General features: G+C 74.5%; 23 protein-coding genes. 13 read left to right on the top strand and 10 right to left on the bottom strand.

Annotation, left to right across the window (positions count from 1 at the left end; translation table 11 throughout):
• Positions 1-11 precede the first annotated feature (11 nt).
• The 3 genes from KB893_RS07415 to KB893_RS07405 all read left to right on the top strand — a co-directional run bounded on the left by KB893_RS07415 (position 12) and on the right by KB893_RS07405 (position 3153).
• The gene (locus tag KB893_RS07415) at positions 12-1673 is read left to right on the top strand and encodes a M28 family metallopeptidase (protein ID WP_211925316.1); all 1662 of its coding nucleotides are present in this window, start codon (positions 12-14) and stop codon (positions 1671-1673) included.
• A gap of 221 nt (positions 1674-1894) precedes the next feature.
• Entirely contained in the window at positions 1895-2263 is a 369-nt protein-coding gene (locus KB893_RS07410) for a response regulator (protein ID WP_211925317.1), read from the top strand.
• A gap of 44 nt (positions 2264-2307) precedes the next feature.
• Positions 2308-3153 (top strand): cyclic di-GMP-binding domain-containing protein, MshE-related, encoded by an 846-nt coding sequence (locus KB893_RS07405; RefSeq protein ID WP_213173591.1) that lies wholly within the window; start codon positions 2308-2310, stop codon positions 3151-3153.
• A 15-nt stretch (positions 3154-3168) separates the two neighbouring features.
• On the opposite strand, the gene KB893_RS07400 is transcribed toward KB893_RS07405, so the two are convergent.
• Together KB893_RS07400 and KB893_RS07395 are read right to left on the bottom strand one after the other, a co-directional pair.
• Positions 3169-3699: an ester cyclase gene (locus KB893_RS07400; RefSeq protein WP_211925319.1), complete on the bottom strand. Its 531-nt coding sequence runs from the start codon at positions 3697-3699 to the stop codon at positions 3169-3171.
• A 136-nt stretch (positions 3700-3835) separates the two neighbouring features.
• Positions 3836-4777 (bottom strand): LysR family transcriptional regulator, encoded by a 942-nt coding sequence (locus tag KB893_RS07395; protein WP_211925320.1) that lies wholly within the window; start codon positions 4775-4777, stop codon positions 3836-3838.
• A 103-nt stretch (positions 4778-4880) separates the two neighbouring features.
• Here KB893_RS07395 and KB893_RS07390 point away from each other — a divergent pair, with 103 nt between their 5' ends.
• Positions 4881-5894, top strand: coding sequence for a zinc-binding alcohol dehydrogenase family protein (locus tag KB893_RS07390; protein ID WP_211925321.1), 1014 nt, complete (start codon positions 4881-4883; stop codon positions 5892-5894).
• Positions 5891-7093, top strand: a complete 1203-nt coding sequence (locus KB893_RS07385) for an L-dopachrome tautomerase-related protein (RefSeq protein ID WP_338026896.1) — start codon at positions 5891-5893, stop codon at positions 7091-7093. The genes KB893_RS07390 and KB893_RS07385 overlap by 4 nt, the downstream gene beginning before the upstream one ends.
• A 13-nt stretch (positions 7094-7106) precedes the next feature.
• Here the strand turns inward: KB893_RS07385 and bla are convergent, their stop codons facing one another.
• Positions 7107-7985 (bottom strand): class A beta-lactamase, encoded by an 879-nt coding sequence (gene bla, locus KB893_RS07380; RefSeq protein ID WP_211925322.1) that lies wholly within the window; start codon positions 7983-7985, stop codon positions 7107-7109.
• A gap of 99 nt (positions 7986-8084) precedes the next feature.
• On the opposite strand from bla, the gene KB893_RS07375 reads away from it, so the two are divergent.
• On the top strand, positions 8085-8966 hold the full coding sequence (locus KB893_RS07375) for a LysR family transcriptional regulator (protein ID WP_211925323.1): 882 nt from the start codon (positions 8085-8087) through the stop codon (positions 8964-8966).
• A gap of 4 nt (positions 8967-8970) precedes the next feature.
• Here KB893_RS07375 and KB893_RS07370 read toward each other — a convergent pair whose 3' ends face one another.
• From KB893_RS07370 to KB893_RS07360, 3 genes are all read right to left on the bottom strand, one after another.
• Positions 8971-9219 carry a hypothetical protein gene (locus KB893_RS07370; protein ID WP_211925324.1) on the bottom strand — a complete coding sequence of 83 codons (249 nt, stop codon included), beginning with the start codon at positions 9217-9219 and terminating at the stop codon, positions 8971-8973.
• Between the two features lie 76 nt (positions 9220-9295).
• Positions 9296-9763: a hypothetical protein gene (locus tag KB893_RS07365; protein ID WP_211925325.1), complete on the bottom strand. Its 468-nt coding sequence runs from the start codon at positions 9761-9763 to the stop codon at positions 9296-9298.
• Positions 9760-11904, bottom strand: a complete 2145-nt coding sequence (locus tag KB893_RS07360; RefSeq protein WP_211925326.1) for a winged helix-turn-helix domain-containing protein — start codon at positions 11902-11904, stop codon at positions 9760-9762. Before KB893_RS07360 ends, KB893_RS07365 begins: the two co-directional genes overlap by 4 nt.
• Before the next feature lie 133 nt (positions 11905-12037).
• Here KB893_RS07360 and KB893_RS07355 point away from each other — a divergent pair, with 133 nt between their 5' ends.
• Positions 12038-12673 carry a DUF1232 domain-containing protein gene (locus KB893_RS07355; RefSeq protein WP_211925327.1) on the top strand — a complete coding sequence of 212 codons (636 nt, stop codon included), beginning with the start codon at positions 12038-12040 and terminating at the stop codon, positions 12671-12673.
• A 157-nt stretch (positions 12674-12830) separates the two neighbouring features.
• A complete protein-coding gene (locus tag KB893_RS07350) occupies positions 12831-14006 on the top strand; it encodes a zinc-dependent alcohol dehydrogenase (RefSeq protein ID WP_211925328.1) in 1176 nt (391 codons plus the stop codon).
• 13 nt (positions 14007-14019) lie between these two features.
• Here the strand turns inward: KB893_RS07350 and KB893_RS07345 are convergent, their stop codons facing one another.
• Complete coding sequence (locus KB893_RS07345) at positions 14020-15486, bottom strand: bifunctional AfsR/SARP family transcriptional regulator/alpha/beta hydrolase (protein WP_211925329.1); 1467 nt, start codon at positions 15484-15486, stop codon at positions 14020-14022.
• Positions 15487-15703: 217 nt separating this feature from the next.
• On the opposite strand from KB893_RS07345, the gene KB893_RS07340 reads away from it, so the two are divergent.
• Positions 15704-16504, top strand: a complete 801-nt coding sequence (locus KB893_RS07340; protein ID WP_211925330.1) for a sterol desaturase family protein — start codon at positions 15704-15706, stop codon at positions 16502-16504.
• Positions 16505-16625: 121 nt separating this feature from the next.
• Complete coding sequence (locus tag KB893_RS07335) at positions 16626-17672, top strand: extracellular catalytic domain type 1 short-chain-length polyhydroxyalkanoate depolymerase (protein WP_211925331.1); 1047 nt, start codon at positions 16626-16628, stop codon at positions 17670-17672.
• On the opposite strand, the gene KB893_RS07330 is transcribed toward KB893_RS07335, so the two are convergent.
• Positions 17609-18424, bottom strand: a complete 816-nt coding sequence (locus KB893_RS07330; RefSeq protein WP_211925332.1) for a DUF1206 domain-containing protein — start codon at positions 18422-18424, stop codon at positions 17609-17611. The two genes, KB893_RS07335 and KB893_RS07330, sit on opposite strands and share 64 nt — an antisense overlap.
• 289 nt (positions 18425-18713) lie before the next feature.
• Positions 18714-19916 carry an enoyl-ACP reductase FabV gene (gene fabV / locus KB893_RS07325; protein WP_211925333.1) on the bottom strand — a complete coding sequence of 401 codons (1203 nt, stop codon included), beginning with the start codon at positions 19914-19916 and terminating at the stop codon, positions 18714-18716.
• Between the two features lie 210 nt (positions 19917-20126).
• Between fabV and KB893_RS07320 the strand changes: the two genes are divergently transcribed.
• Positions 20127-21302 carry an aldo/keto reductase gene (locus KB893_RS07320; RefSeq protein ID WP_211925334.1) on the top strand — a complete coding sequence of 392 codons (1176 nt, stop codon included), beginning with the start codon at positions 20127-20129 and terminating at the stop codon, positions 21300-21302.
• A gap of 16 nt (positions 21303-21318) precedes the next feature.
• On the opposite strand, the gene KB893_RS07315 is transcribed toward KB893_RS07320, so the two are convergent.
• Positions 21319-22485 (bottom strand): hypothetical protein, encoded by a 1167-nt coding sequence (locus KB893_RS07315; protein WP_211925335.1) that lies wholly within the window; start codon positions 22483-22485, stop codon positions 21319-21321.
• A 147-nt stretch (positions 22486-22632) separates the two neighbouring features.
• Between KB893_RS07315 and KB893_RS07310 the strand changes: the two genes are divergently transcribed.
• Both KB893_RS07310 and KB893_RS07305 read left to right on the top strand, forming a co-directional pair.
• The gene (locus tag KB893_RS07310; protein ID WP_211925336.1) at positions 22633-22980 is read left to right on the top strand and encodes a DUF3140 domain-containing protein; all 348 of its coding nucleotides are present in this window, start codon (positions 22633-22635) and stop codon (positions 22978-22980) included.
• Between the two features lie 52 nt (positions 22981-23032).
• Positions 23033-23464: a VOC family protein gene (locus tag KB893_RS07305; protein WP_211925337.1), complete on the top strand. Its 432-nt coding sequence runs from the start codon at positions 23033-23035 to the stop codon at positions 23462-23464.
• The last annotated feature ends 33 nt before the right edge of the window (positions 23465-23497 follow it).

Genomic DNA, 23497 nt, shown 5'->3' with positions numbered 1-23497 from the left:
GGGTTCCACGAATGAAGCGTCTCTCCGTGTCACTGCTTTCCGCGGCCATCGCGCTGGCGACCGGCGCCGCCTGCGCGGCCGACGCGCCGGACATCGACCCCAGGCGCCTGTCCGAGATCGTCAGGACCCTGTCCTCCGACGAATTCGAGGGCCGTGGCCCGGCCACCGCCGGCGAGACCAGGACCGTCGACTACGTCGTCGCGCAGATGAAGGCGGCCGGGCTGTCGCCGGGCGGCGAGATGAAGGACGGCGCGCGCACCTGGACCCAGGCGGTGCCGCTGCTGCGTTCGGAGATCGCCGGCACGCCGTCGCTCGCGGTCACCGTCGACGGCGAGCGCAGGACGCTGACCCAGGGCGAGGAGATCGCCGTGCGCGCGGCGATGGACGGTTCGAAGTCGGTGTCCATCGACGGCGCGCCGCTGGTGTTCGTCGGCTACGGCGTCACCGCCCCGGAGCGGAACTGGGACGACTTCAAGGGTGTCGACCTGAAGGGCAAGGTCGCCCTGGTGCTGGTCAACGATCCCGACTTCGAGACCGGCGAGGGCGACTTCGGCGGCAAGGCCATGACCTACTACGGCCGCTGGACCTACAAGTACGAGGAAGCCGCGCGCCAGGGCGCGACCGGCCTGCTGGTGATCCACGAGACCGCGCCGGCCTCCTACGGCTGGGCCACGGTCAAGAACTCCAACACCAACACGATGTTCGACATCGTGCGCGAGCGCCCGGGCGAGGCGCATCCGCAGCTGGAGGGCTGGATCCAGCGCGATGTCGCCGCCCAGCTGTTCAAGGACGCCGGGCTCGATTTCGAGGCGCTGAAGAAGCAGGCGCAGACGCGCGACTTCAGGCCCGTCGAGCTCGAGGGCCAGACCTTCTCGGCGCAGTACGACGTCGATGCCGAGGTCATCACCTCGCAGAACATCGTCGGCCTGGTCGAGGGCAGCGAGCGTCCCGACGAGACGGTGATCTACAGCGGGCACTGGGATCACCTCGGCGTCGGCCGTCCGGACGCCGAGGGCGACACCATCTACAACGGTGCCGTCGACAACGCCACCGGCATCGCCGCCCTGATCGAGGTCGGCCGCGCCTTCGCGCAGGCGCCGAAGCCGGAACGATCGGTGGTGTTCCTCGCGGTGACGGCGGAGGAGAAGGGCCTGCTCGGGTCCGAGTACTACGCCGCCAACCCGCTGTACCCGCTGGCCAGGACCGCCGGCGTGCTCAACATGGACGCGCTCGATCCGCACGGCCCGGCGCGCAACTTCACCACCTCCGGCAGCGCCAGGGTCGACCTGCTCGACCGGCTCGTCGACACGGCCAAGGAGCGCGAGCTCGCCTACGTCACCGACCCCAAGCCCGAGGCCGGCTACTTCTTCCGCTCCGACCACTTCCCCTTCGCCAAGCGCGGCGTGCCGGCGGTCTCCTTCGGCTCCGGCGACGACAAGGAGGAGGGCGGCGTCGCCGCGGGCGAGAAGATCGATGCGGAGTACGTGAAGGAGCGCTACCACCAGCCCGCCGACGAATGGGAGCCGAGCTGGACCTTCACCGGCATGGCCCGCGACCTGGAGCTGCTGTACGCGGTCGGACGCGACCTCGCCAACTCCGACGACTGGCCGAACTGGGGCCGGGACTCCGAGTTCCGCGCCGCCCGCGACGAGACCGCCGGCGAGCGCGACTGAGCCGCACGGCTCAGTCGCCGCCGGACTTGGGGCGGGACCTTCGGGTCCCGCCCTTTTTCTTGCCGGCCGATCCGCGCGCCGCCGCCCGAGCGTGACCGCCATCGCAGTTCGCGCCGCCGCCGCTCAAGAGCGTCCCGCCGCGGCCGATCGGGAATCCGGATACGCGCGCGTGCGCCCGCACGGCGCGTGCCGGTCCACCCACCACCCGAGGATCCGCTGCGATGACCGATCGACCGACCGTCCTGCTCTGCGACGATTCGCGCGCGCTGCGCATGCTGACCGCGCGGCAGCTCGCCGACTGCGGATTCGAGGTGGTCGGCGAGGCCGGCAACGGCCTGGAGGCGGTGGCGCAGTACCGCAGGCTGCGTCCGCAGCTGGTCCTGCTCGACCTGGTGATGCCCGAGTGCGACGGCCGCCAGGCGCTGCGCGACATCCTCGCCCACGACCCCGCCGCGCGCGTGGTGATCCTGAGCTCGCTGGGCGCCGAGAACGACATCGCCGAGTGCCTGCGCCTCGGCGCGAAGTCCTACCTGCAGAAGCCCATCGACCCCGCGGCGATGGCCCGCGTGCTGCACGACGCCAGCGCCTGACCGGCCCGGCATTCCACCACCGCATCAGGCGAGGCGATCACGACATGGCAGCAAAGTTCCTGGGCCAGTTCCTGCTGGAAAAGGGCGCGATCACGCGTGAGCAGCTCCTGGCCGCGCTCGACGCGCAGCAGGCGTCGAACCCGCTGCTGGGCGAGCTTGCCGAGCAGCGCGGCCTGCTCACCGCGACGCAGGCGCGCCGCATCAACGAGCGCCAGCGCGCGGAGGACCGCCGCTTCGGCGACATCGCCGTCGAGATGGGCCTGCTCGATGCGGCACAGGTGGATGCCCTGGTCGCCGCGCAGAAGGCGCAGCGCAAGCTCTTCGGCGAGATCCTGATCGAGCAGGGCACGCTCACCCGCGACGAGCTCGAGGCCGAGCTCGCCGCGCACCAGGCCGACCGCGACGACGCCATCCGCGCCGTCGAACTGCACACCGCCGGCCATGCGCTCGGCGACGTCGCCGGTGCCGCGATCGAGACCTGCGCGCGGCTGTTCCCGCGCATCCTCGGCACCCCGGCGATGGTGTCGAAGCTGGTCGAGTCCGCCGCCGACCTCGACGACTGCGACGTCACCGCGCACGTGCGCATCGAGTCGGAGCGTCCGCTGGTGGTGGCGCTGGCCTGCGGCCGCGAGACCATGCGCCGCATCGGCTGCGCGTTCCTGTCGATCGGTCCCGGCGAATGCGACGCCGAGCTCGCCCTCGACGCGCTCGGCGAGCTGGTCAACGTGCTGATGGGCTACGTGGTCCGCGACGCGCTGCCCGCCGACGCGAGCTACCGCGCCGCGCCGCCGAGCAGCCTGCTGCCGGCCACGCAGCTGCTGGCCGACGGCGCGCTCGCGGTGGCGCTGCATTCGAAGCTCGGCCCGTTCGTGCTGCTGGTCGGCCGCTGAGGCCGGCCCGTCGCGTCAGAGCGCGCCGAGCTGGCGCATCAGGGCGAGGTTGTCCTCGATGTGCCAGTTCGCGGCGATGCGGCCGTCCTCGATCCGGTAGATGTCGGTGGCGACGAAGTCGATCGCCTGGCCGCGGCCCCGGATGTCCTGGAAGCTGCCGGTGAAGTGGCCGCGGAAGTGCAGGTGCACGACCACGCGGTCGCCGGCGACGATCATCTGCTCCACCTCGCAGCGCAGGTCCGGCACCGCCGCGCGGAACGCCCGCGAGGCCAGCAGCGCGCCCCGCGGGCCCTGCTCGCGGCCCGGCGGCGGGGTCATGTCGACGAAGTCCGGGGCCAGCGCCTGCAGCGCGAGCGCCTCGTCGCCGGTGTCCCAGAAGCTGCCGTAGCGCCGCGCGGCCAGCTCCATCGCGGCGCGCTGGGCGGGGGCGAGGCTGGCGTCGGCGACGACGACCTCCGGCTGCACGAGACCGGTGGCATGGCCGCTGCCGGCGGCCAGCGCGAGGCCGGCGGCGAGGATGCGGGCGGGGTGGGAACGGCGGGGCATGGCGATCTCCTGGGCGTGGACGGCGCGGCGCACGGCCGGCGCCGGTGCCGCGCAGGGTCGGCGTCGACGCATCGCGGTACCAGCCGCCGCGGCGGCAAACAGCTGCGCTGCGGCGGTGAAGATCCGCGTCGGCGCCTCAGGCCGGCGCTGTCTCCGCATGCGCCACGGCGCGCGTCCGCAGCTCGGCGACCAGCGCGCCGCAGCGGGATTCGAGCAGGGCGTGGAGCTGGCGGATCGCCGGCGAGAACTGCCTGCGGTGCGGACAGACCAGGTGCAGCGGCGCCGGCTGTCCGGCGCCGTCGAGCAGGACCTCCAGCCGCCCCGCGCGCACGTCGGCGCAGACGTCGAGCCAGGACTTGTAGGCGATGCCCTCGCCGTCGACCGCGAGCCGACGGACCACGTCGGCGTCGTCGCAGAGCAGGCAGCCGCGCACCGGCACGACCCGCTCGCGTCCGTCCTCAACGAAGCGCCAGCGATCGTAGGCGCGCCCGCCCAGCATGTAGAGCAGGCAGTCGTGGGCGGCGAGCTCCTCGAGCATGCGCGGGCGCCCGCGACGTCGCAGGTAGGCCGGCGCCGCGACCAGCACCCGGCGGTTGTCCGGCGCCAGCGGCAGTGCGACGTAGCTGGCATCGTCGAAGCGGCCCATCCGGATCGCCGCGTCGACCGGGTCGCGGAACACGTCGGTGACCTGGTCGGACAGGAACAGGCGCAGGGTCAGGCCCGGATGCGCGGCGCGGAACTCCGACAGCCACGGCAGCAGCACGTTGCGCCCCAGGTCCGAGGGCGCGGCGACCTGCAGCACGCCCTGCAGGCCGGAGTTCTCCCCGCGCAGCCGTTCGCCGCCCTCGCGCAGCGCCGCCAGCACCTCGGCGGCGTAGGGCAGATACTGCTCGCCCTCGGCGGTCAGGCGCAGGCTGCGGGTGGAGCGGGCGAACAGGCGCACGTCGAGCTCGCGCTCCAGGCGCTTGATCGCCGCGCTGACCTGGCCCGGCAGCAGTCCCGCCTCGCGGGCGGCGCTGGAGAAACTGCCGAGCGCGGCGGTCCGCGCGAAGAGGCCGAGGTCGTCGAGCCGGATCATCTTCATTCCTGGAGACAAGCTGCTGGCCGATTCTGCGGCTTTTTCGCGGATCCCGGCCGCCGGAGCATGCGCCTCCGCTCCGCTGCCACCCAGGACCACCCCCATGAAAGCCATCGTCTACACCCGGCACGGCCTGCCGATCGCCGATCCGGATGCCCTCGTCGACATCGAGCTGCCGCGGCCCGAGCCGGGCCCGCGCGACCTGCTCGTGCGCATCCAGGCGATCGCGGTCAACCCCGCCGATACCAAGGTGCGCGCCTCGTCGCCGGTGAGCGCGCCGCGCGTGCTCGGCTGGGATGCGGCCGGCGTGGTCGAGGCGGTCGGCGCCGAGGTGTCGCTGTTCGCGCCGGGCGATGCCGTCTACTACGCAGGGTCGATCGCGCGTCCCGGCAGCTATGCCGAATACGGTCTGGTCGACGAGCGCATCGCCGGGCACCGGCCGCGCACGCTGGACGCGGCCGGCGCCGCCGCGCTGCCGCTGACCGCCATCACCGCCTGGGAGCTGCTGTTCGACCGCCTGCGCGTCGCCGAGGGCGGCGGCGCGGGCCAGCATCTGCTGATCGTCGGCGCCGCCGGCGGCGTCGGTTCGATCCTGACCCAGCTCGCGCGCCGCCTGACCCGCCTCACCGTGATCGGCACCGCCTCCCGGCCCGAGACCCGCGACTGGGTCGCCACCCTCGGCGCGCACCACGTCATCGACCACGGCGCGCCCCTGGTCGAGCAGCTCGAGGCGCTGGGCATCGGCCGGGTCGAGCACGTGGCCAGCCTCACCCATACCGAGGCGCACTACGCGCAGCTCGTCGAGGCGCTCGCGCCGCAGGGCCAGCTCGCCCTGATCGACGATCCGGCTGCGCTCGACGCGCTGCCGCTCAAGCGCAAGTCGCTGTCGCTGCACTGGGAGTTCATGTTCACCCGGCCGCTGTTCGAGACCGCGGACATGCAGCGCCAGCACGGGATCCTCGAGCGGGTGGCCGCCCTGGTCGATGCCGGCACGCTGCGCACCACGCTCGGCGAGCACTTCGGAACCATCGACGCCGCGAACCTGCGGCGCGCGCACGCGCTCATCGAGAGCGGCCGCGCGCGCGGCAAGATCGTCCTCGAAGGCTTCGGCGCGTGAGCGCGCCCGTCCGCAACGCCGGGAAGACCACCATGATCCGCATCGCATCCGCCGTCGCCCTGGCCATGGCCAGCGCATCGCTCGCTGCCGCGCCGCCGCGGCCGGCGCCCGCCGACCTGCCCGCGGAGGACGCCGTCGGTGCGCTCGAGCAGGTCGCCGCCTTCGACGGTCCCATGCCCACCGGCGTCGCGGTCAGCGAGACCGGGCGCATCTTCGTCAACTTCCCGCGCTGGGGCGACGCGGTGGACTTCACCGTCGCCGAGCTGGTCGACGGCCGCGCCGTGGCCTATCCCGACGTGCAGCGCAACCGCGCCGTGGCGGGCGATCCCGCCGCGGGGTTCATCAGCGTGCAGAGCGTCGTCGCCGATGGCCGCGGCCATCTGTGGGTGCTCGATACCGCGGCGCCCGGCTTCGCCGCGCCACTGCCGGGCGGCGCCAAGCTGGTCGAGATCGACCTCGCCGGCGACCGCGTGCTGCGCACGCTGCCGTTCCCGGCGGACGTGATGCGGCCCCGCAGCTACGTCAACGACGTGCGCTTCGACTTCCGCGCGGGCGAGGGCGGCGTGGCCTACGTGACCGACTCCTCGCTCAGCGGCCGCGGCGCGATCATCGTCATGGACCTCGCCCGCGGCACGGCGCTGCGCCGGCTCGACGGCCACAGGTCGACCTCGGCCGATCCCGGGTTCGTGCCGATCGTCGAAGGCCGGCGCATGCAGGCGCGCGGCGCCGACGGCGTCGTCCATGCCTTCACCGTGGCCAGCGACGGCATCGCGCTGTCGCCCGACGGCGCGACGCTGTACTTCAGCCCGCTGTCGAGCCGCCACCTGTACGCGGTGCCGACCGCGCTGCTGCGCGATGCGGCCGTGGACGAGGCGACGCTCGCGGCGGCGGTGCGCGATCTCGGCGAAAAGGGCGCCTCCGACGGCCTCGAGGCCGACGCTGGCGGCGCCGTGTACGCCAGCGACTACGAACACAACGCCATCCATCGCCGCGACGTCGACGGCAGCTGGCACACCATCGCCCACGATCCGCGCATGCTGTGGCCGGACTCGCTGGCGATCGGCCCGGACGGCTGGCTCTACTTCACCGCCAACCAGCTGCACCGCCAGCCCGGCTTCCAGGGCGGCAGCGACCTGCGGCGCAGGCCCTACAGCCTGTTCCGCGTGCGCATCGACGCCGCCCCCGCGCCGACGCACTGAGGCCGCCGCGCCGTCAGGCGAGGCCTGCGGCGAGGCGGCCGACCGCGGCGATCACCGCGTCGCGGTCGCCGCCGTCGAGGCCGGGGGCGACCAGGTAGGCGCAGGCGAGCAGCGGCGGGCGACCCGGCGGCCACAGGATGCCGATGTCGTTGCTGATGCCGGAATCGCCGGTGCCGGTCTTGTCGCCGGCCTCCCAGCCCGCGGGCAGGCCCGCGCGCAGGCGTGCGTCGCCGGTGCGGGTCGCGCGCAGCCAGCCGAGCAGCCGCGCGCGCGAGGCGGGCGCGAGGGCATCGCCGAGCAGCAGGCGCTGCATGCTGCCGAGCATGGCCCGCGGCGAGGTGGTGTCGCGCACGTCGCCGGGCCCGACGTCGTTGAGCTCGGGCTCGATGCGGTCGAGCCGGGTGACCGTGTCGCCGAGCGAGCGCGCATGCCGGGTGAACCCGACCGGGCCGCCGATCGCGGCGAGCAGCAGGTTGGCCGCGGTGTTGTCGCTCCAGCTCACCGCCGCGGCGCACAGCGTCGCCACGTCCGCGCCGCCCGCGGCCGCGTGGCGCTCGGTCACCGGCGACCAGGGGACGAGTTCGTCGGCGAGGAAGGCCACGTGCCGCGCCAGCGTCTCCTCGCCGCGGTCGACCCGCCTCAGCACCGCCGCGGCCAGCAGCAGCTTGAACGTGCTGCACATGGGAAAGCGTTCGTCGCCGCGATGGTCGAGGCGCAGGCCGCTGCCGCTGTCGAACAGGGCGACGCCGAGCCGGCCGCCGCTGTCGCGCTCGAGCGTGGCGAGACGGGCCGCGGTGCCGTCGCCGGCACGGGAGACGGCAGGCCAGCCGATGCCGGCGATGCCGGCGAGGGCGCCACCGGCGGCGGCGAGGAAGCGGCGTCGGTCGATCATGGAGCGCTCCGGGCGTTGGATGCGGCGATTCTTGGTGCGTTGACCGGCGCCGACAAACGACGATAGTTCGGGCGAGTCATAAGCAGGATTCATCGCTCGATGGACCGTCCCCAGCTCCCGCTCAACGGCCTGCGCGCCTTCGAGGCCGCCGCCCGGCATCTCAACTTCACCCGCGCCGCGCTCGAGCTGTGCGTGAGCCAGGCCGCGCTGAGCCACCAGATCAAGGGGCTGGAGGCGCGCCTGGGCTTCGTGCTGTTCCGGCGCCTGCCGCGCGGGGTGGCGCTGACCGACGAGGGCGCGGCGCTGTTCCCGGTGCTCAACGAGGCCTTCGACCGCATCGGCGCCACCCTCGACCGCTTCGTCGGCGGGCGTTTCCACGAGGTGCTGACGGTAGGCGTGGTCGCGACCTTCGCCACCGGCTGGCTGCTGCCGCGGCTGCCCGCCTTCGGCGCCCTGCACCCGGCGGTCGACCTGCGCCTGCTGACCAACAACAACCGGCTCGACCTCGCCGGCGACGGCCTCGACCTCGGCATCCGCTTCGGCGACGGCGACTGGCAGGGCGTGGCGGCGGCGCGCGTGCTGCGGGCGCCGTTCGCGCCGGTGTGCGCGCCGGCGCTGGCGCGGCGCCTGCGCACGCCGACCGACCTCGCCGGCCTGCCGCTGCTGCGCTCCTACCGCGCGGACGAGTGGACGCGCTGGTTCGCCGTGGCCGGACTGCCGCCACCGCCGGTGCGCGGGCCGGTGTTCGATTCCTCGCTGGCCATCGCCGCCGCCGCGGCGACGGGCGCCGGCGTGGCCCTGCTGCCGCTGCGCATGTTCGAGGCCGACCTCGCCGCAGAGCGCCTGGTGCGGCCGTTCGACATCGAGGTCGACGTCGGCAGCTACTGGCTCACCCGCCTGCGCTCGCGTGCCGAGACGCCGGGCATGCGCGCGTTCCGCGAATGGCTGCAGGCGACGGATCCGGACGCCGACCCGGCCTGAGCCCTCATTCCGGGTGCGGCAGCTCCGAGGCGCAGGCCTGCTGGAAGCCGGCCCAGACCGCGACCACCAGGGTCGCCAGCAGGGCGCCGCCGTTCCACGACATCGCCACCGCCACCGCGCCGGCGAGCGCCACGCCCAGCCAGCGCAGCCAGCCGCTCCCGGGGCGGCGCCGACGCGCCAGGCGCAGGCACGTGGCGCCCAGCGCCAGCGCCAGGGCGAACCCGGCGAGCGGGTAGGCGATGGTCTCGAGCATGCGGCGACTCCGGTGGCGGGACCGCCCGAGTCTAGCCGGCGGCCCGGCTGGCGCCGCGCGAAGGGTCCGCGGGCGACTACACCGGACGGCGCGGTTCGTGCACCAGCGGGACCGCAGCGGCTGCGTGGACGGCCAGGACCCCTTCCGCGGCCGCCACCTTCGGCCGCTCGGGCGCCTCCACCCGGTAGTCGAAACTGCCGGCGGACGCGGCGACCCGCAGTGCGAGCAACTGCTGCGGCAGCGAGTCGAAGCGCCGCCCGCCGCGGCCGTCGCGCGCCGGCCCGTGCCGCAGCCCGCTTCCGCAATGCGCCTGGAGCACCGCGGCCGGCGTCGCGTCGAACGGATCGTCGCCGGCGAACACCACCCGGAACCGGCGTCCCTCGCCGGGTTCGGTCCGCCACAGCACGACGTCCTCCGGCAGCACGGTCAGCACCGGCGGGCTCAGCGTCGGCGAACCGTCGGGCGCAAAGCCGACGACGATTTCGGGGACACCGGCCCCGGCTGCAGGCGCGGCCGCGGCCGCGTCCTGATGTTGCATGCTCATGGCCTACTCCTGTGGATGTGGCGGTCGGGATCGGGCGCTGCGGCCGCGACGGCGGGGGCGCGGCGCAGGAAGGGGTTGGTGGCGATCCGGCGTTCGGCGATGCCGGCGGCGCGCGCGGCGGCGAGCCGCGCGCCGACCTCGTCCGCGGTGCCCACCAGGACCAGGGTCTGGGCGTTGGACAGCGCCACTTCGCCGGCATCCGAGCCCAGCGCCTCGGCCGCGAGCAGGTGCCCGCGCGCCTGCGCCCGCTCGCCGAGGTTGGCGCGATACCAGCCGAGCGCGGCGAGCGCGCGGGCGTCGTCCGGCTTCAGCGCGAGGTAGGCCGCGGCCATGTCCGCCGCCCGCCGGAACGCCTCCCGCGCCTGACCGGCGTGCGCGGGCTCGGCGGCGAGTGCGCTGCCGAGGGCGCCCCAGGTCAGGAATTCCCCGGGCTCGAGCTCGAGCGCGCGGCGGAACAGGCTGGCGGCGAGACGGTAGTCGCCGGCATCGAAGCGGAGCTCGCCGTAGTTGTGCAGGGCGATCGCGGTCGGCCGGATCCGGATCGACCGCTCCAGCGCGTCGGCAGCCGCGCGCGCGTCGCCCACGCCCAGATGGAGCCCGGCGAGGCTGGCCCACAGCTCGGCGTCCTCCGGGGCGAGCTCGAGCGCGCGCCGATAGGACACGATCGCCTCCGGCAGCCGGCCTGCGAGGTACTGCTGGTAGCCGAGCCGGCCGTGGATGGCGGCGCTGCCCGGCTGCAGCGCGAGGGCGCGCTCGAAGCCGGCACGGGCCGCGTCGTGGTCGCCGCGCGCGGCCTCCACCTGGGCCAGGCCGACCTCGGCCGCCGCGGCGCTCGCGGGATCGATCCCGGCGCGGCGGTAGGCCTCCGCGGCCGGCTCCAGGTCGCCGCGTGCGCGATGCAGGTCGCCGAGTGCGATGCGCGCGGCGCCCGCCTCCGGATCCATGTCCTCGGCGAGCCGGCAGGCGGTGCGGGCGTCGTCGTAGGCGGCCGCTTCGCGGAGGTTGACGAAGCGCCAGACCCGCGTCCGGCAGAGCCCGGCCTGGGCCCGGGCGAAGGCGGGGTCGACCGCGAGCGCGCGTCCGAAGGCGTCGGCGGCGGAGCCTGAATCGCCGTCGACCTCCGCCAGCCGCAGCTGCTGCAGCCCGAGCAGATAGGCGTCGAAGGCGGCAAGGTCGCCGGTTGGCGCGAGCCCGCGGAACGGTGCCGCACGCCGCGCGGCCTCGGCGCCGAGCAGGGCCTGGACCACGGCACGGGCGATGTCGGCCTGCGCGGCGAACACGTCGCCGGGCGCACCTTCATAGGTGCGGCTCCACAGGGTGAAGCCGCTCGCGCAGTCGGCGAGGCGGGCGCTGATGCGCATGTGCCGGGCCTCGCGCCGCACGCTGGCGCTGAGCACGGTGGCGACGCCCAGGGCCTCGCCCAGCGTGCGCAGGTCGGTGTCGCCGGTGGGCGCCGCGGCCGGCGGCAGCGGTGCCGCGACGCGCAGTCCCTCGACCCCGGCGAGCGCGGCGCGCAGCTCGGCGCCCAGGCCCTCGGCGAAATAGTCGTCGCCGCGGTCGCCGCCGGGATTCACGAAAGGCAGCACCGCCACCGAAGCCTGTGCGGGCGAGGCCGGGGCATCGCCGCCGCGCTGCGCGACCGGCGCCAGCGCGGCGGCCGCCGCCAGCAGGGCCGCCGCCGCCCAGGGCGCCCGGGAGCGGCTCCGGCGCGGGCCGGCGGGCGCGTGCGCGGTGGCGGGCGTGGCGACGGGCGCCGGTCCGGGCGCCGCGGGTTCCGCGGCGTCCGTGCGCGCGGCGGCGAGGTCGCCGATGAAGCGGTAGCCGAGCGCGTGCCGGGTCTGGATGTAGCGCGGCGCCTGCGCCGGGTCGCCGAGCGCGGCGCGCAGCTGGGCGATCGCCCGGGTCAGCACCCCCGGGGTGACGTGGCGGTGTCCCCACACCGCATCCAGCAGCGCGTCGCGCTCGACCAGCTCGCCGGCGTGGCGCAGCAGCACCAGGAGCACGGCGAAGGCCTTGGGCTCGACATCCAGCAGCCGGCCGCCGCGCGTCAGGGTCTGCGCGGCGGTATCGACGACGATGTCGTCGAAGCGGTAGCAGCGCGCCCGCAGGTCGTCGTCCGTGATGGCACCGGGGCGGCTCATCGCGATTTCCTCATGGGAACCTCGCAACGTCCGGGCAGGCTGCGAGAAGACTCGCGGCCCCATCATGATCCTCCGCGGGCCGGCGCGGAACCTGCACTGGCGCCGGCCGTCGGCGCCCGTACCGGAGCTGCCCATGAACGCCCTCACCGCCGCCGCGCTGGCCCTGCCCGCGGCACTCGATCCCGCCGTGGCCGCACGCGCTGCATCCCACGCCCGCCGCCGGCGGGTGGCCGGGCTCGCCATCGAGACCCCGCGGCTGGTCCGCTTCAACGACCTGCTCGCGCGTCTCGGCCGCGCGCCGGTGCAGGCCGACCAGCTGGCCACCGCCGCACGCCAGCTCGACGCCGTGACCGGCGACGGCCTGCCGCCGTGCATCGCCCTGCGCTTCGAATGCGCGCGGCTGCTGGTGGCGATGGTGGGCGACGCCGCCTGGACGCCCGCGCCCGACGGCGCGGGCGAAGCGCGCCTGGTCGCGGAGTACGTGCAGGACACCGACGACCTGATCCCGGACGCGCTGCCGCGCTTCGGCCGCCTCGACGACGCCATCGTGGTCGACAGCGCCTGGTCCCGCATCGGCGCCGAGGCCGCGCGCTACCGGGCGTTCGCCCGCGCGCGGCAGTTGGAGGCCTGGCTGCGCGGCTGCGCCGTCGCCGCCCTCGACTTCGACCGCGCCCGCTGGGAGGCGGAATCGCGCGGCACGCGCGCGTCCGCGCGTCTGCGGCAGGCGCGCTACCTCGGCACCGCGCCCCCGCTGCTGCGGGTGCAGTGAGGATGGCCGCTGGCGGCGCGGGCCGGCCCGCGCCGCGACCGGCCTGCCGGCGCGCAGGCGGCTGCCGGCAGGCCGACACCACGCCTTGACGCCACTCCCATCCGCCCGTCACCGCGCCCCTGCTGCACTGGCCCACCCCGCGCACCAGGAGCAGCCCATGAAGGCCGTCGTATTCCACGGCGTCGGCGACATCCGCATCGACGACGTCCCCGAACCGAAGATCCAGGCGCCCACCGACGCCATCGTCCGCCTCACCGCCTCGGCGATCTGCGGGACCGACCTGCACTTCGTCCGCGGCAGCTTCTCCGACGTCAGGGAAGGCACCATCCTCGGGCACGAGGGGGTGGGCATCGTCGAGCAGGTCGGCGACATGGTCCGCAACTTCCGCAAGGGCGACCGCGTGGTGATCTGCTCGACCATCGCCTGCGGCAGCTGCTCGTACTGCCGTGCCGGCTACTTCGCGCAGTGCGACAACGCCAACCCCGGCGGCAAGCGCGCCGGCACCGCGTTCTTCGGCGGTCCGCAGCCGGCCGGCGGCTTCGACGGGCTGCAGGCGGAGAAGGCGCGCGTGCCGTTCGCCCACGTCGGCCTGGTCAAGGTGCCCGAGCCGGTCAGCGACGACCAGGCGATCCTGGTGTCGGACATCTTCCCCACCGGCTGGTTCGGCGCCGACATCGCCGGGATCCACGAGGGACACACCGTGGTGGTGTTCGGCTGCGGGCCGGTCGGCCTCGCCGCCATCGTCAGCGCCAGGCTGATGGGCGCCGGCCGCATCATCGCCGTCGACCACCAGGCCGACCGCCTGGAGATGGCGCAGCGCCAGGGCGCCGAGATCGTGAATTTCGACCGCGAGGACCCGGTCGAGACCATCGTCGCGCTGACCGGCGGCATCGGCGCCGACCGCGTGATCGATGCGGTCGGGGTCGACGCCGAGCATGCGCACGGCGCGCAGGAGAAGGGCGGCGGGCAGCGCGGCGCCGGCGGCCATGCCTGGGCGCCGGGCGATGCGCCGACGCAGGTGCTGGAGTGGGCCGTCGGCGCGCTGGCCAAGGCGGGCACGCTGTCGATCATCGGCGTGTATCCGCCGACGGTGACCAGCTTCCCGATCGGCCAGGCGATGAACAAGAACCTGACCATCCGCATGGGCAACTGCAACCACCGCAAGTACGTGCCGCACCTGCTCGACCTGGTCGCCGCCGGCGTGTTCGATCCGGTCGACGTGCTCACCGAGGTCGAGCCGATCACCGACGCGATCGGCGCCTACGCCGCCTTCGACGAGCGCCGGCCCGGCTGGATCAAGGTCGAGCTCGAGCCGCAGGCGGAACCCGGCTGAGCGCCACCGCGGGCTAGCGCGCGGCGCGCGCGGGCGCGCCGCCGTCGCGACCGTCGAGCCCGGCCAGGAAGCGCCGGATGCAGGCCAGCATCTCGGTATGCGCGGGCTCGCGCGCGAGCGGCAGGTGGCTGTCGCTGTCGAGCGTCACCAGGCTGGCGCCGGGGATGGCCGCGGCCAGGGCCGCGGCTTCGGCGACCGGGATGCGCTGGTCGTCGCGGGCGTGCAGGACCAGGGTCGGCGCCCCGACGTCGGCGAGCCGGTGGCGCACGTCGATCGTCGAGAACGCTTCCAGGAAGCGCACCGCGTTCTCGGCCGAGGCGGTGCTGCGCTGGAACGCGTTGAACCAGTCCAGCTCCTCGCCGGTACCGCTCGGGAAGAAGCTGTACGAGAAGATCTGGCGATAGGCCGGGTTGTCCTTGCCCCAGCCGTGGCGGACCAGGGTCATGGTCGCCTCGCGTTCGGCACGCAGGCGCTCGTCGCCGGTGATGCGCCAGCCCGCGGCATAGCCGCCGATCAGGACCAGGCCCTCGACCCGCTCCGGGTGTCGTGCGGCGTATTCGATCGACACCGCGCAGCCCTGCGAGATGCCGATCAGCGGGAACCGCTCGAGCCCCAGCCCGTCGACCACCACCTCGAGATCGCTGACGAAGGCCTCGAAATCGAGCCGGGCCACGTCCCACTGCGACAGGCCGTTGCCGCGCTCGTCGTAGCGCACCAGCTGGTGGCGTTCGGAGAGCGCGCGGATCATCCGTCCCCACAGCGGGCTGTCCCAGTCCAGGTCGAGGTGGTTGAGCCAGTTGGCGGCCTTCACCAGCGGCGGCCCGGCGCCGGTACAGGCATAGGCGATGCGCACGCCGTCGGCGGTCGTGCAGTAGCGCACCCGCTGGTCCTGCGCGCCGCGCGGCGCCGGCACCGCCTCGCAGGCGCCCGCGCCGCCGGCCTCCTCCGCTGCGCGCAGGTACAGGGGGATGCGGTCGCGCGGCGCCCCCGGCAGCGCCGCCGCGCGCGTCAGCAGGCGCGCGCGCACCGCGTCGGCGGCGAGGCGGCGGCTGGCGAGCCAGGCGCCGAAGGCCTCGCAACACGGCAGGTCGAGGCCGAGCAGCGGCGGCTCCAGCGCGATCTCGGCGAGGCGCAGCAGGCCGGCGGGATCGGCGCCGTCGACGAGGGCCGCGGCCATCTCGTCGATGTCGATGCGCGCCGCCGGCGCCGCGCAGGCGACGTGGTCGCGGTCGGCGGCGATCCATCCGGCCTCGTCGCCCAGCGCCAGCCTCAGCTTGGAGAGCGACCAGCGCAGCGCGGCGCGCGGATCGTTGGGGACCTCCCAGAACATCTCGCACAGCTGCTCCCGCCGCCAGCTGCGCCCGGAGCACAGCAGCAGGAACAGCAGGGCCCGGGTCTTGCGCGAGGCGGGCAGCGCGACCGCCCTGCCGTCGCGCAGGATCGCCGGTTCGCCGCAGAGGCGGATCTGGATCCGGTCCATCGACACGCTCCCGTGGGGCGGGGCAGGCGCAGCGCGCCCGCGGCCGCATCTTTCAACGGACGCGCACGCAGTTCAAACGCTGGTTCCAACGCTCGCGCCAACGCCGCGCGTCCAGGCTGCCCGGGTGCGGTGCGAGGTGCGCCGCACGGCACCGCGCCCGCCGCGGGCCTGCCTCCGACGCCGCTTCGGCGCCATCCGTCCTCCCGGAGTTCCATCGATGCCCTCGCCCCTGCAACTGCTGATCAACCCGACCTCGCTGGTCGTCATTTCGCTGTACGGCGCGCTGATCCTGTGGGAACACCTGTTCCCCGCCCGCATCCTGCCCCTGTCCAGGCTGTGGCGGCTGCGCGGCCTGATCGCGTTCGTCGTGTTCTTCTTCCTCTCCTCCTACCTGCCGCTGCTGTGGAGCGAACATCTCCAGGCCGCGCAGCTGGTCGACCTCACCCACCTCGGAACCTGGGCCGGCGCGGGCGTCGGCCTCCTCGTCTACGAAGCCGGCGTGTACGCCTGGCACCGCGGCATGCACGCCTCGGACGTGCTGTGGCGGGGCCTGCACCAGATGCACCACAGCGCCGAGCGCCTGGACACCTGGGGCGCGTTCTGGTTCAGCCCGCTGGACATGGTGGGCTGGACCGCGCTGTCGAGCCTGTGCCTGACCCTGGTGGTGGGCATCGCCCCCGAGGCGGCGACGCTCGTGCTCTACGCGACCACGTTCATGGCGGTGTTCCAGCACGCCAACATCCGCACCCCGCGCTGGCTGGGCTATTTCCTGCAGCGGCCGGAGAGCCACTCGGTGCACCACCAGCGCGGCGTGCACGCCTACAACTACAGCGACCTGCCGCTGTTCGACCTGCTGTTCGGCACCTTCCGCAATCCGCGGGCGCACGCGCCGGAGCAGGGCTTCTACGACGGCGCCTCGCTGCGCGTGCCCGGGATGCTGGCGTTCCGCGACGTCTCCCAACCCGGCACCGCCGGCGCCGGTGCGTCCGCCGCGGCGGCAGGGGCGGAACGGAGCTGAGGGGCGCGACGCGTCACGGGCGAGGCCGCGGGGGTGGCGCGGTTGCAAGCGGATGCGTCGGCCGCGCCCCGGGGCTCGCGGCCCGCGCTAGCGTGGTCGCCTGCCGTCTCCGGTGCCGCCCATGCCTGCGCTGTTCCGCATCACGATCCTGCTCCTTCTCCTCGCCGCGTGCTGCGCGCCCGCCTGCGCCGCCGGAGCCCCGGCCGCCGCCATCGCGGACGCGCCCGCACCGGCACGCGCGTTCGCGGGCGCCGCCGGCCTGGGCAGCGGGCGGATCGCGGTCGACGGCACCACGCGCAGCTATTCGCTGTTCGTGCCGCCGCGCGCGTCCGCGCCGGTGCCGCTGGTGATCGCGCTGCACGGCGGCGGTGGCAACGGCCGGGTGATGGCGGTGGATTCCGGCCTGGAGCGGGTCGCCGCGCAGCAGGGCTTCGTCGTCGCCTTTCCCGACGGGCTCGGGCCACGCCCCGGCTTCGGCACCTGGAATGCCGGCGGCTGCTGCGGCTGGGCGCTCCGCCACGGCGTCGACGACGTCGGCTTCGTCCGCGCGCTGATCGACGAGCTCCAGCGCACGCAGCGGATCGATCCGGCGCGGATCTACGTCGTCGGCATGTCCAACGGCGGCATGCTCGCGCAGCGGATCGGAATCGAGATGCCGGAACGCATCGCCGCGGTCGCCGCCGTGGTCGGCGCCCTCTTCGCCGATGCCCCGCCACCGCCGGCAGCGCTGCCCGTGCTGATGATCAATGCCGTCGACGACGACATCGTGCCCTGGGCCGGCGGATGGAGCCCGACCGGCTTCGTCGCGCGCAGCCAGGACCGTCCCTTCCTGTCCGCGCCCGAGGCGCTGGCGCTGTGGGCCCGCGCCGACGGCTGTGCGGGCGCTCCCGAGGTGAGCGAGACCGCCGCCTGGCGGCTGCAGCGCTACGCGCACTGCCGGGGCGGCAGCGAGGTCGCGCTCTACGCCTTCGCCGCCGCCGGACATGGCTGGCCGGGCGAGGGCCCCGGCATCACCAGGCGGTCGGGCAAGCGCCCGGTGGCCTTCGCCACCGCGGACACGGTGTGGGCGTTCTTCGCGCGGCACCGGCGCCCGCCCCCGCGGGTTCAGGCCGGGGCGCGCGCGTCCTCGACGTTGATGCGCCGGAACCAGGCTTCCGTCAGCGAGTAGGCCGCGAAGCAGATCAGGCCCACGCCCATCGCGCCGAGCAGCCACTGGCCCGCAGGCAGGCCGACGATGAAGTCGAGGGCATCGCCCAGCCCCACGCTCTGGCCGCCGCGGTCGTGGCGTTCGCCGAGCGCGCGGTAGCCGAACAGCACCGCGATCACGAGGAAGGTCAGCCCGCGCGCGGTCAGGCCGATCTTCGAGATCGGGTGGATCGCGCGCATCGCCCGCGCACTCGCCTGCAGGTGGCGCGCGTAGCCCTCCTTCCAGGCCTTGACGAAGTGCGCGATCGCGACCCCCGCGAAGACGCAGGCGAGCACCGCCGAGGTCGCCGTGGCGCCGATGAAGCCGGCCAGAGCCGAGGCGACCGCGCCGCCGCCGCCGGAGGACGACGCCGCGCCGCGCCACAGCGAGAAGGTGTAGAGCGCCAGGCCGGAGTAGGTGATGCCGCTGGCGAGCAGCCCGCCGCGCACCGCCAGGCCCTTGGCGCCGGTGCCGTGGGCGTCGGTGTCGAACACCGACTGTACGAAGCGCCATGCCGCATAGGCGGCCAGGCCGGCTACCAGCGCCACCGCGACGGCGGAACCGAAGCCGCTGGAGAGCAGCTCCTGCAGCGCATCGCGGGTGTCCATGGTGCGACCGCTGCCGATCGCCGCCAGCGCCGCGAAGAAGCCGATGACCACGTACACCACGCCGCGTGCGGCATAGCCGGTACGCGCGACGGGGCGGAAGCAGCGCTCCATGTCCTTCCGATTCAAGATGGACCTCCGGTGGGTGGGGGAGACGGAGTGTGGTCGCCGAGTATCGGAGCGGGTGCGGTGAACGCGCCGCCAAGCTGGCGCGCGCGTGCCCGTCGCGCCCAGGATCCGGCCGCCGCACCTGCGCGTCCGCATCGGGCAGGACATGTCTCCTGCGTCACGCCCGGTCCCGGTCCGGCCTACGACGTGCGGCCCGGGCAGGCGCTCTACCTGGCTCCGGAGGACCGGGTCGGGGTGTGGTGATGCCGATGCGGCGCCGGCGTCCGGCGCCGCATCCGGGCGGCGCTCCTCAGCCGACCTGCACCACGTCGAAGTCGACCTCGGGGTCGACCTCGGCGTCGTAGTCGACGTCGTCGCGGGTGAAGCCGAACAGCTTCAGGAACTCGCGCTTGTAGCCGGCGTAGTCGGTGATCTCGAACAGGTTCCCGGTGGTCACCGTCGGCCACAGGTCGCGGCAGGCGGCCTGCACGTCCTCGCGCAGCTCGCGGTCGTCCAGGCGCAGGCGCCCGGCGGCGTCGGCCGGCGGCGGATCCTGTGCGTAGAGGTGGTCGTCGAACAGGCGCACCAGCTGCTCGATCGGGCCTTCGTGCAGCCCCTTTTCCTTCATGATCCGGAACACCATGGCGATGTAGAGCGGCAGCACCGGGATCGCCGCGCTGGCCTGGGTCACCACCGACTTCAGCACCGCCACGCCGGCCCGGCCGCCGCGCGCGCGGAGGTCGGCGTCGATGGCGTGCGCGGCGCGGTCGAGGTCCTCCTTGGCCTTGCCGAGCGCGCCATGCCAGTAGATCGGCCAGGTGATCTCGGTGCCGATGTAGCTGAAGGCCACCGTCTTCGCGCCCGCGGCGAGCACGCCGCCCTCGTCCAGTGCGCGCATCCACAGTTCCCAGTCCTCGCCGCCCATGACCTGCACGGTGTCGGCGATCTCCTGTTCGCTGGCCGGTTCGACCTCCGTCTCGATGATGCGGTCGCGGTTGGTGTCGACGGCGGTGGTGCGGTAGGTCTCGCCGATCGGCTTGAGCGCGGAGCGCTTGAGCTCGCCGGTGCCGGGCAGGCGCCGTACCGGCGAGGCCAGCGAATACACCACGAGGTCCACGTCGCCGCCCATCTCCTCGCGGATGATGCGCACCGCCTCGGCGCGCACCGCGTCGGAGAACGCGTCGCCGTTGATCGCGCGGCTCCACAGCCCGGCCTGCTTGGCGTGGCGGTCGAAGGCGGCGGAGTTGTACCAGCCGGCGGTGCCGGGCTTGCTCGCGGTGCCCGGCTTCTCCAGGAACACGCCGAGCGTGGCCGCGCCGTAGCCGAAGGCCGCGGTGATGCGCGCGGCCAGCCCATAGCCGGTCGAGGCGCCGATCACCAGCACGCGCTTCGGCCCGCCCGCCCGCGCGCCGTCGCGGCGCACCGCCTCGATCTGCTCGAGCACGTTGCGCTCGCAGCCGGTCGGGTGGGTGGTGGTGCAGATGAAGCCGCGGACCTTGGGATGGATGATCACGTGCGCTGTCTCGAAGCCATGGGAACGCCCGCCGCGGCCGGCCGCCGGCGGGGGCGTGCGAGTCTAACGGTTCCCTCCGCCGCGTCACCGGACGCGGGCGTACGGCCGGTTCACCCTGCGCAGATCGCGCGGCCGCCATGATGCGGCACCGCTCGCCCCTGGCTGCGGTCCTGCCGCAGCGACCTCGTTCCCATGCAAGGACCTGCCGCGATGACCACACGCCGCCGTTTCCTCTCCGCCGCCGCGCTCGGCAGCGCCGCACTCGCCGCCGCACCGCTGCGCCTGCGCGCGCAGGAGGTCGACACCCGCCTGCCCACCGGGATCGGCACGGTGTTGCCCACCGAGGGCCGCACCGTCGCCGATACGCTGCCGAGCAACGCCGAGGCCCGCTTCCGCCGCTTCGTGCCGCGGGTGCGCGTGGGCCAGGGCGGCGCGCCCGCCGGCAACAACTTCGCCGCCGCCAGCGACGAGCAGATCCGCGGCATGCTCGAGGCCGCATGGGACGGCGGCATGCGTACCTTCGACACCTCGCCCTGGTACGGCCTGGGCCTGTCGGAGCGGCGCTTCGGCCAGTTCCTGCACCGGCAGCCGCGCGACGAGTACGTGCTGTCGACCAAGGTCGGGCGCCTGCTCAGCGCCAGCGCCGATCCGAAGCCGACCAGCTGGAAGGATCCCGCCCCGTTCGACTACCGCTACGACTACTCGGCCGCCGGTGTGCGCCGCAGCGTCGAGGACAGCCTGCAGCGGCTGGGCGTGTCGCGGCTGGACATCGTGCTGGTGCACGACCTCTCGCCCGACAACGGCGACATGGGCGAGGACTGGACCGAGTACTTCGCCCAGGCCGAGAAGGGCGCCTTCCCGGAGCTCACGAAGATGCGCGAGGAGGGCCTGATCAAGGCCTGGGGCCTGGGCGTCAACACCGCGCCGCCGGCGCTGCGCGCGGCCGAGGTCGCCGATCCCGACATCATGCTGCTGGCCTGCCAGTATTCCCTGCTCGACCACGAGACGACGCTGCGCGACACCTTCCCCGCGCTCGAACGCAAGGGCATCTCGGTGATCGTCGGCTCGCCGCTGCTGGCCGGCTACCTCGCCGGCCGCGATCGTTACCTCTACGGCAGCCAGCCGGTCCCGGCCTCCGCTGCGGAGAAGCGCCGGCGCGCGATGGCGGTGGCCGAACGCCATGGCGTCGACCTGCGCACGGTGTCGCTGCAGTTCGCCAACGCGCCGGACATCGTCTCGGCGATCGTGCCGGGCGCGCGCAACGCGGCGCAGGCGGCGGCCAATGCCGAATCGATGCGGGTGGCGATCCCGGACGCGCTGTGGGAGGAGCTGCGCGCGGAGCAGGTCATCGCTGCCGACGCGCCGGTGCCGACGGCGCGCGGCTGAGTGCCGCGGCGCCGGCTCAGGCCGGCGCCAGCAACCCGCCGAGCAGGTGCGCGAACGCGCCCGTGGCGACGCTGCCGGCGACGATCCAGGCGACCCCGGTGCTCCGCGCCAGCGCGAAGCGTGGCGCGGTCAGCAGCGCGCGGCGACCGGCGGGCAGCAGCAGGCCGGCGAGCGCGAGCGGGCCCCACAGCAGGGCATGGGCGAACGCCGCCGGCCACGGCCCCGGGGCAGTGACGCCCGTCGCCAGGAGCACCAGGCTCGCCCCGAGCCAGATCGCCAGGTGCGGCATCCAGGTCGGTGCACGGCGCGCGGCCGCACGCAGCAGCGGAACGCCGCCGAGCAGGGCGACGCCGCCAAGGCCGATCCGCGTCGGCGTCTCCCATCCGGCCGGCACCGCGCCCGCCAGCACGGCGAAGACGCCACCGCCGCCGAGCGCCGCGATCGCCATGCCGCCGATTACCCACGCCAGGCCCAGCACCAGCAGGGTGCCCAGCGCCACGCGCAGGCCCGGATCCGGCACGCGCCCGGCGAGCCCGACGTAGGCAGCGAACGCGACCACGACCACGACAACGGGCCCGGCCAGGGCCGGCAGGCCTGCGCCCGCCGAGCAGCGGTAGGCGAAGTCGCCGACGCCCAGCAGCTCCCCGCCCAGTCCGAGGCAGGCGAGGCCCTGGGCCAAGGCATGCAGCGCAAGCAGCGCGACGAAGGCGGCGGCACCGATCGCCATCGCCGCGACGAAGGACATGGCCGGCGACAGCAGGCGCGACCGCGGCGGCTCGCGCAGCTCGATCACGCGCGCCCGCATCGGCGCATCCGTGCCCGCGTCGAGGTGCAGGTTGACGCGGTTGGTGCCGTCGATCAGGACCAGGCGACCGCGGTGGGCGAGGACGATGACCGGGTCGTGGCCGCGCTGGGGGCGCCGCCGCGCGTGGCCGCGGCGCATGCCGGCGAGGGTGTCAACGGGCAGCAGCACGTCGCCCACCGTTGCGCTGTCGGGGCCGAGCCAGACCTCCAGGGTCGGCGATTCCTGCCGGGCCAGGCGGTTGAGCCGATGGCGTGGCGAGCGGTCCTGGCTGCGCATGTTCCAGGCGAGCGCGGCGTCGATCGCGTGCCAGTGCGCGGCCTGCGCATCGCCGGCGCGCCCCGTGCCCGCGGGCGCAGCCTCGCCCTCGATCCCCCGCATCGCCGCTCCCGTCCCATCCGCTCCGTCGCGCATCCCGCCATGGTGCCTGCGCGGGCCCCGCGCTCAAAGATCCCCGGCATCCCTGCCTTCACGCTGCCGGCAGCCCGTCGCCGCGACGCTGCCGTCCCCGAGCCAGCGAGGTCTGCGATGAGCGACCAGCACGACGACCGCGCGACCCTGCGCGACTTCCGCGAGGCGGTGAACATGACGCCGGCCGCGCTGGAGGGCTGGCTGGAGACCGACGCGTCGCGCAGCGTCGGCGCGAAGCACGGCGCCGGCGCGGAATCCGTCGGCCACGCCTCCGGCCGCCGCATCGTCGACCTGCTGCGCACGAAGCAGGCCGACTACGGGCCCGGCGACTACGCGCACATGCGCAAGGTGGTCGGCTACGTGCACCGCCACCTCGCCCAGCGCCCGCACAGGTCGGCCGCCGAGCTCGAGCACACGCGCTGGCGCCATTCGCTGATGAACTGGGGCCACGATCCGCTCCGATGACGCGGCGCCACCTGGTCCACACTGCGCGCCCCATCGCTCTCCGGACCGGCCCATGGCCCGCACGCTGACGCCCTTCCACCTCGCCATTCCCGTCCACGACATCGCCGCCGCGCGTGCCTTCTACGGCGGCCTGTTCGGCTGCCCCGAGGGGCGCAGCGCCGCGCGCTGGGTCGACTTCGACCTGTTCGGCCACCAGCTGGTCTGCCACCAGGTCGACGGCATGCGCGCCGCGGTGGCCGGCGACAACCCGGTCGACGGCCACGACGTGCCGGTGCCGCACTTCGGCGTGGTGCTGGAGATGGCCGACTGGCAGGCCCTGGCCGCGCGCCTGCGCGCCGCCGGCACCCGCTTCGTGATCGAGCCGCACGTGCGTTTTCCCGGGCAGCCCGGCGAGCAGGCCACGCTGTTCCTGCTCGACCCGTCCGGCAACGCGCTGGAGTTCAAGGCCTTCGCCGACATCGAGGGCCAGCTATTCGCCACCTGACGGGCGGGCGTCCGGCAGACCCGCCTGGCGGCG

It is taken from the genome of Coralloluteibacterium stylophorae, assembly GCF_018122625.2.
Classification (GTDB): domain Bacteria; phylum Pseudomonadota; class Gammaproteobacteria; order Xanthomonadales; family Xanthomonadaceae; genus Coralloluteibacterium; species Coralloluteibacterium stylophorae.
The sequence above is the reverse complement of the archived record's forward strand: the minus strand, read 5'-3'. Positions and strand labels throughout refer to the sequence as shown.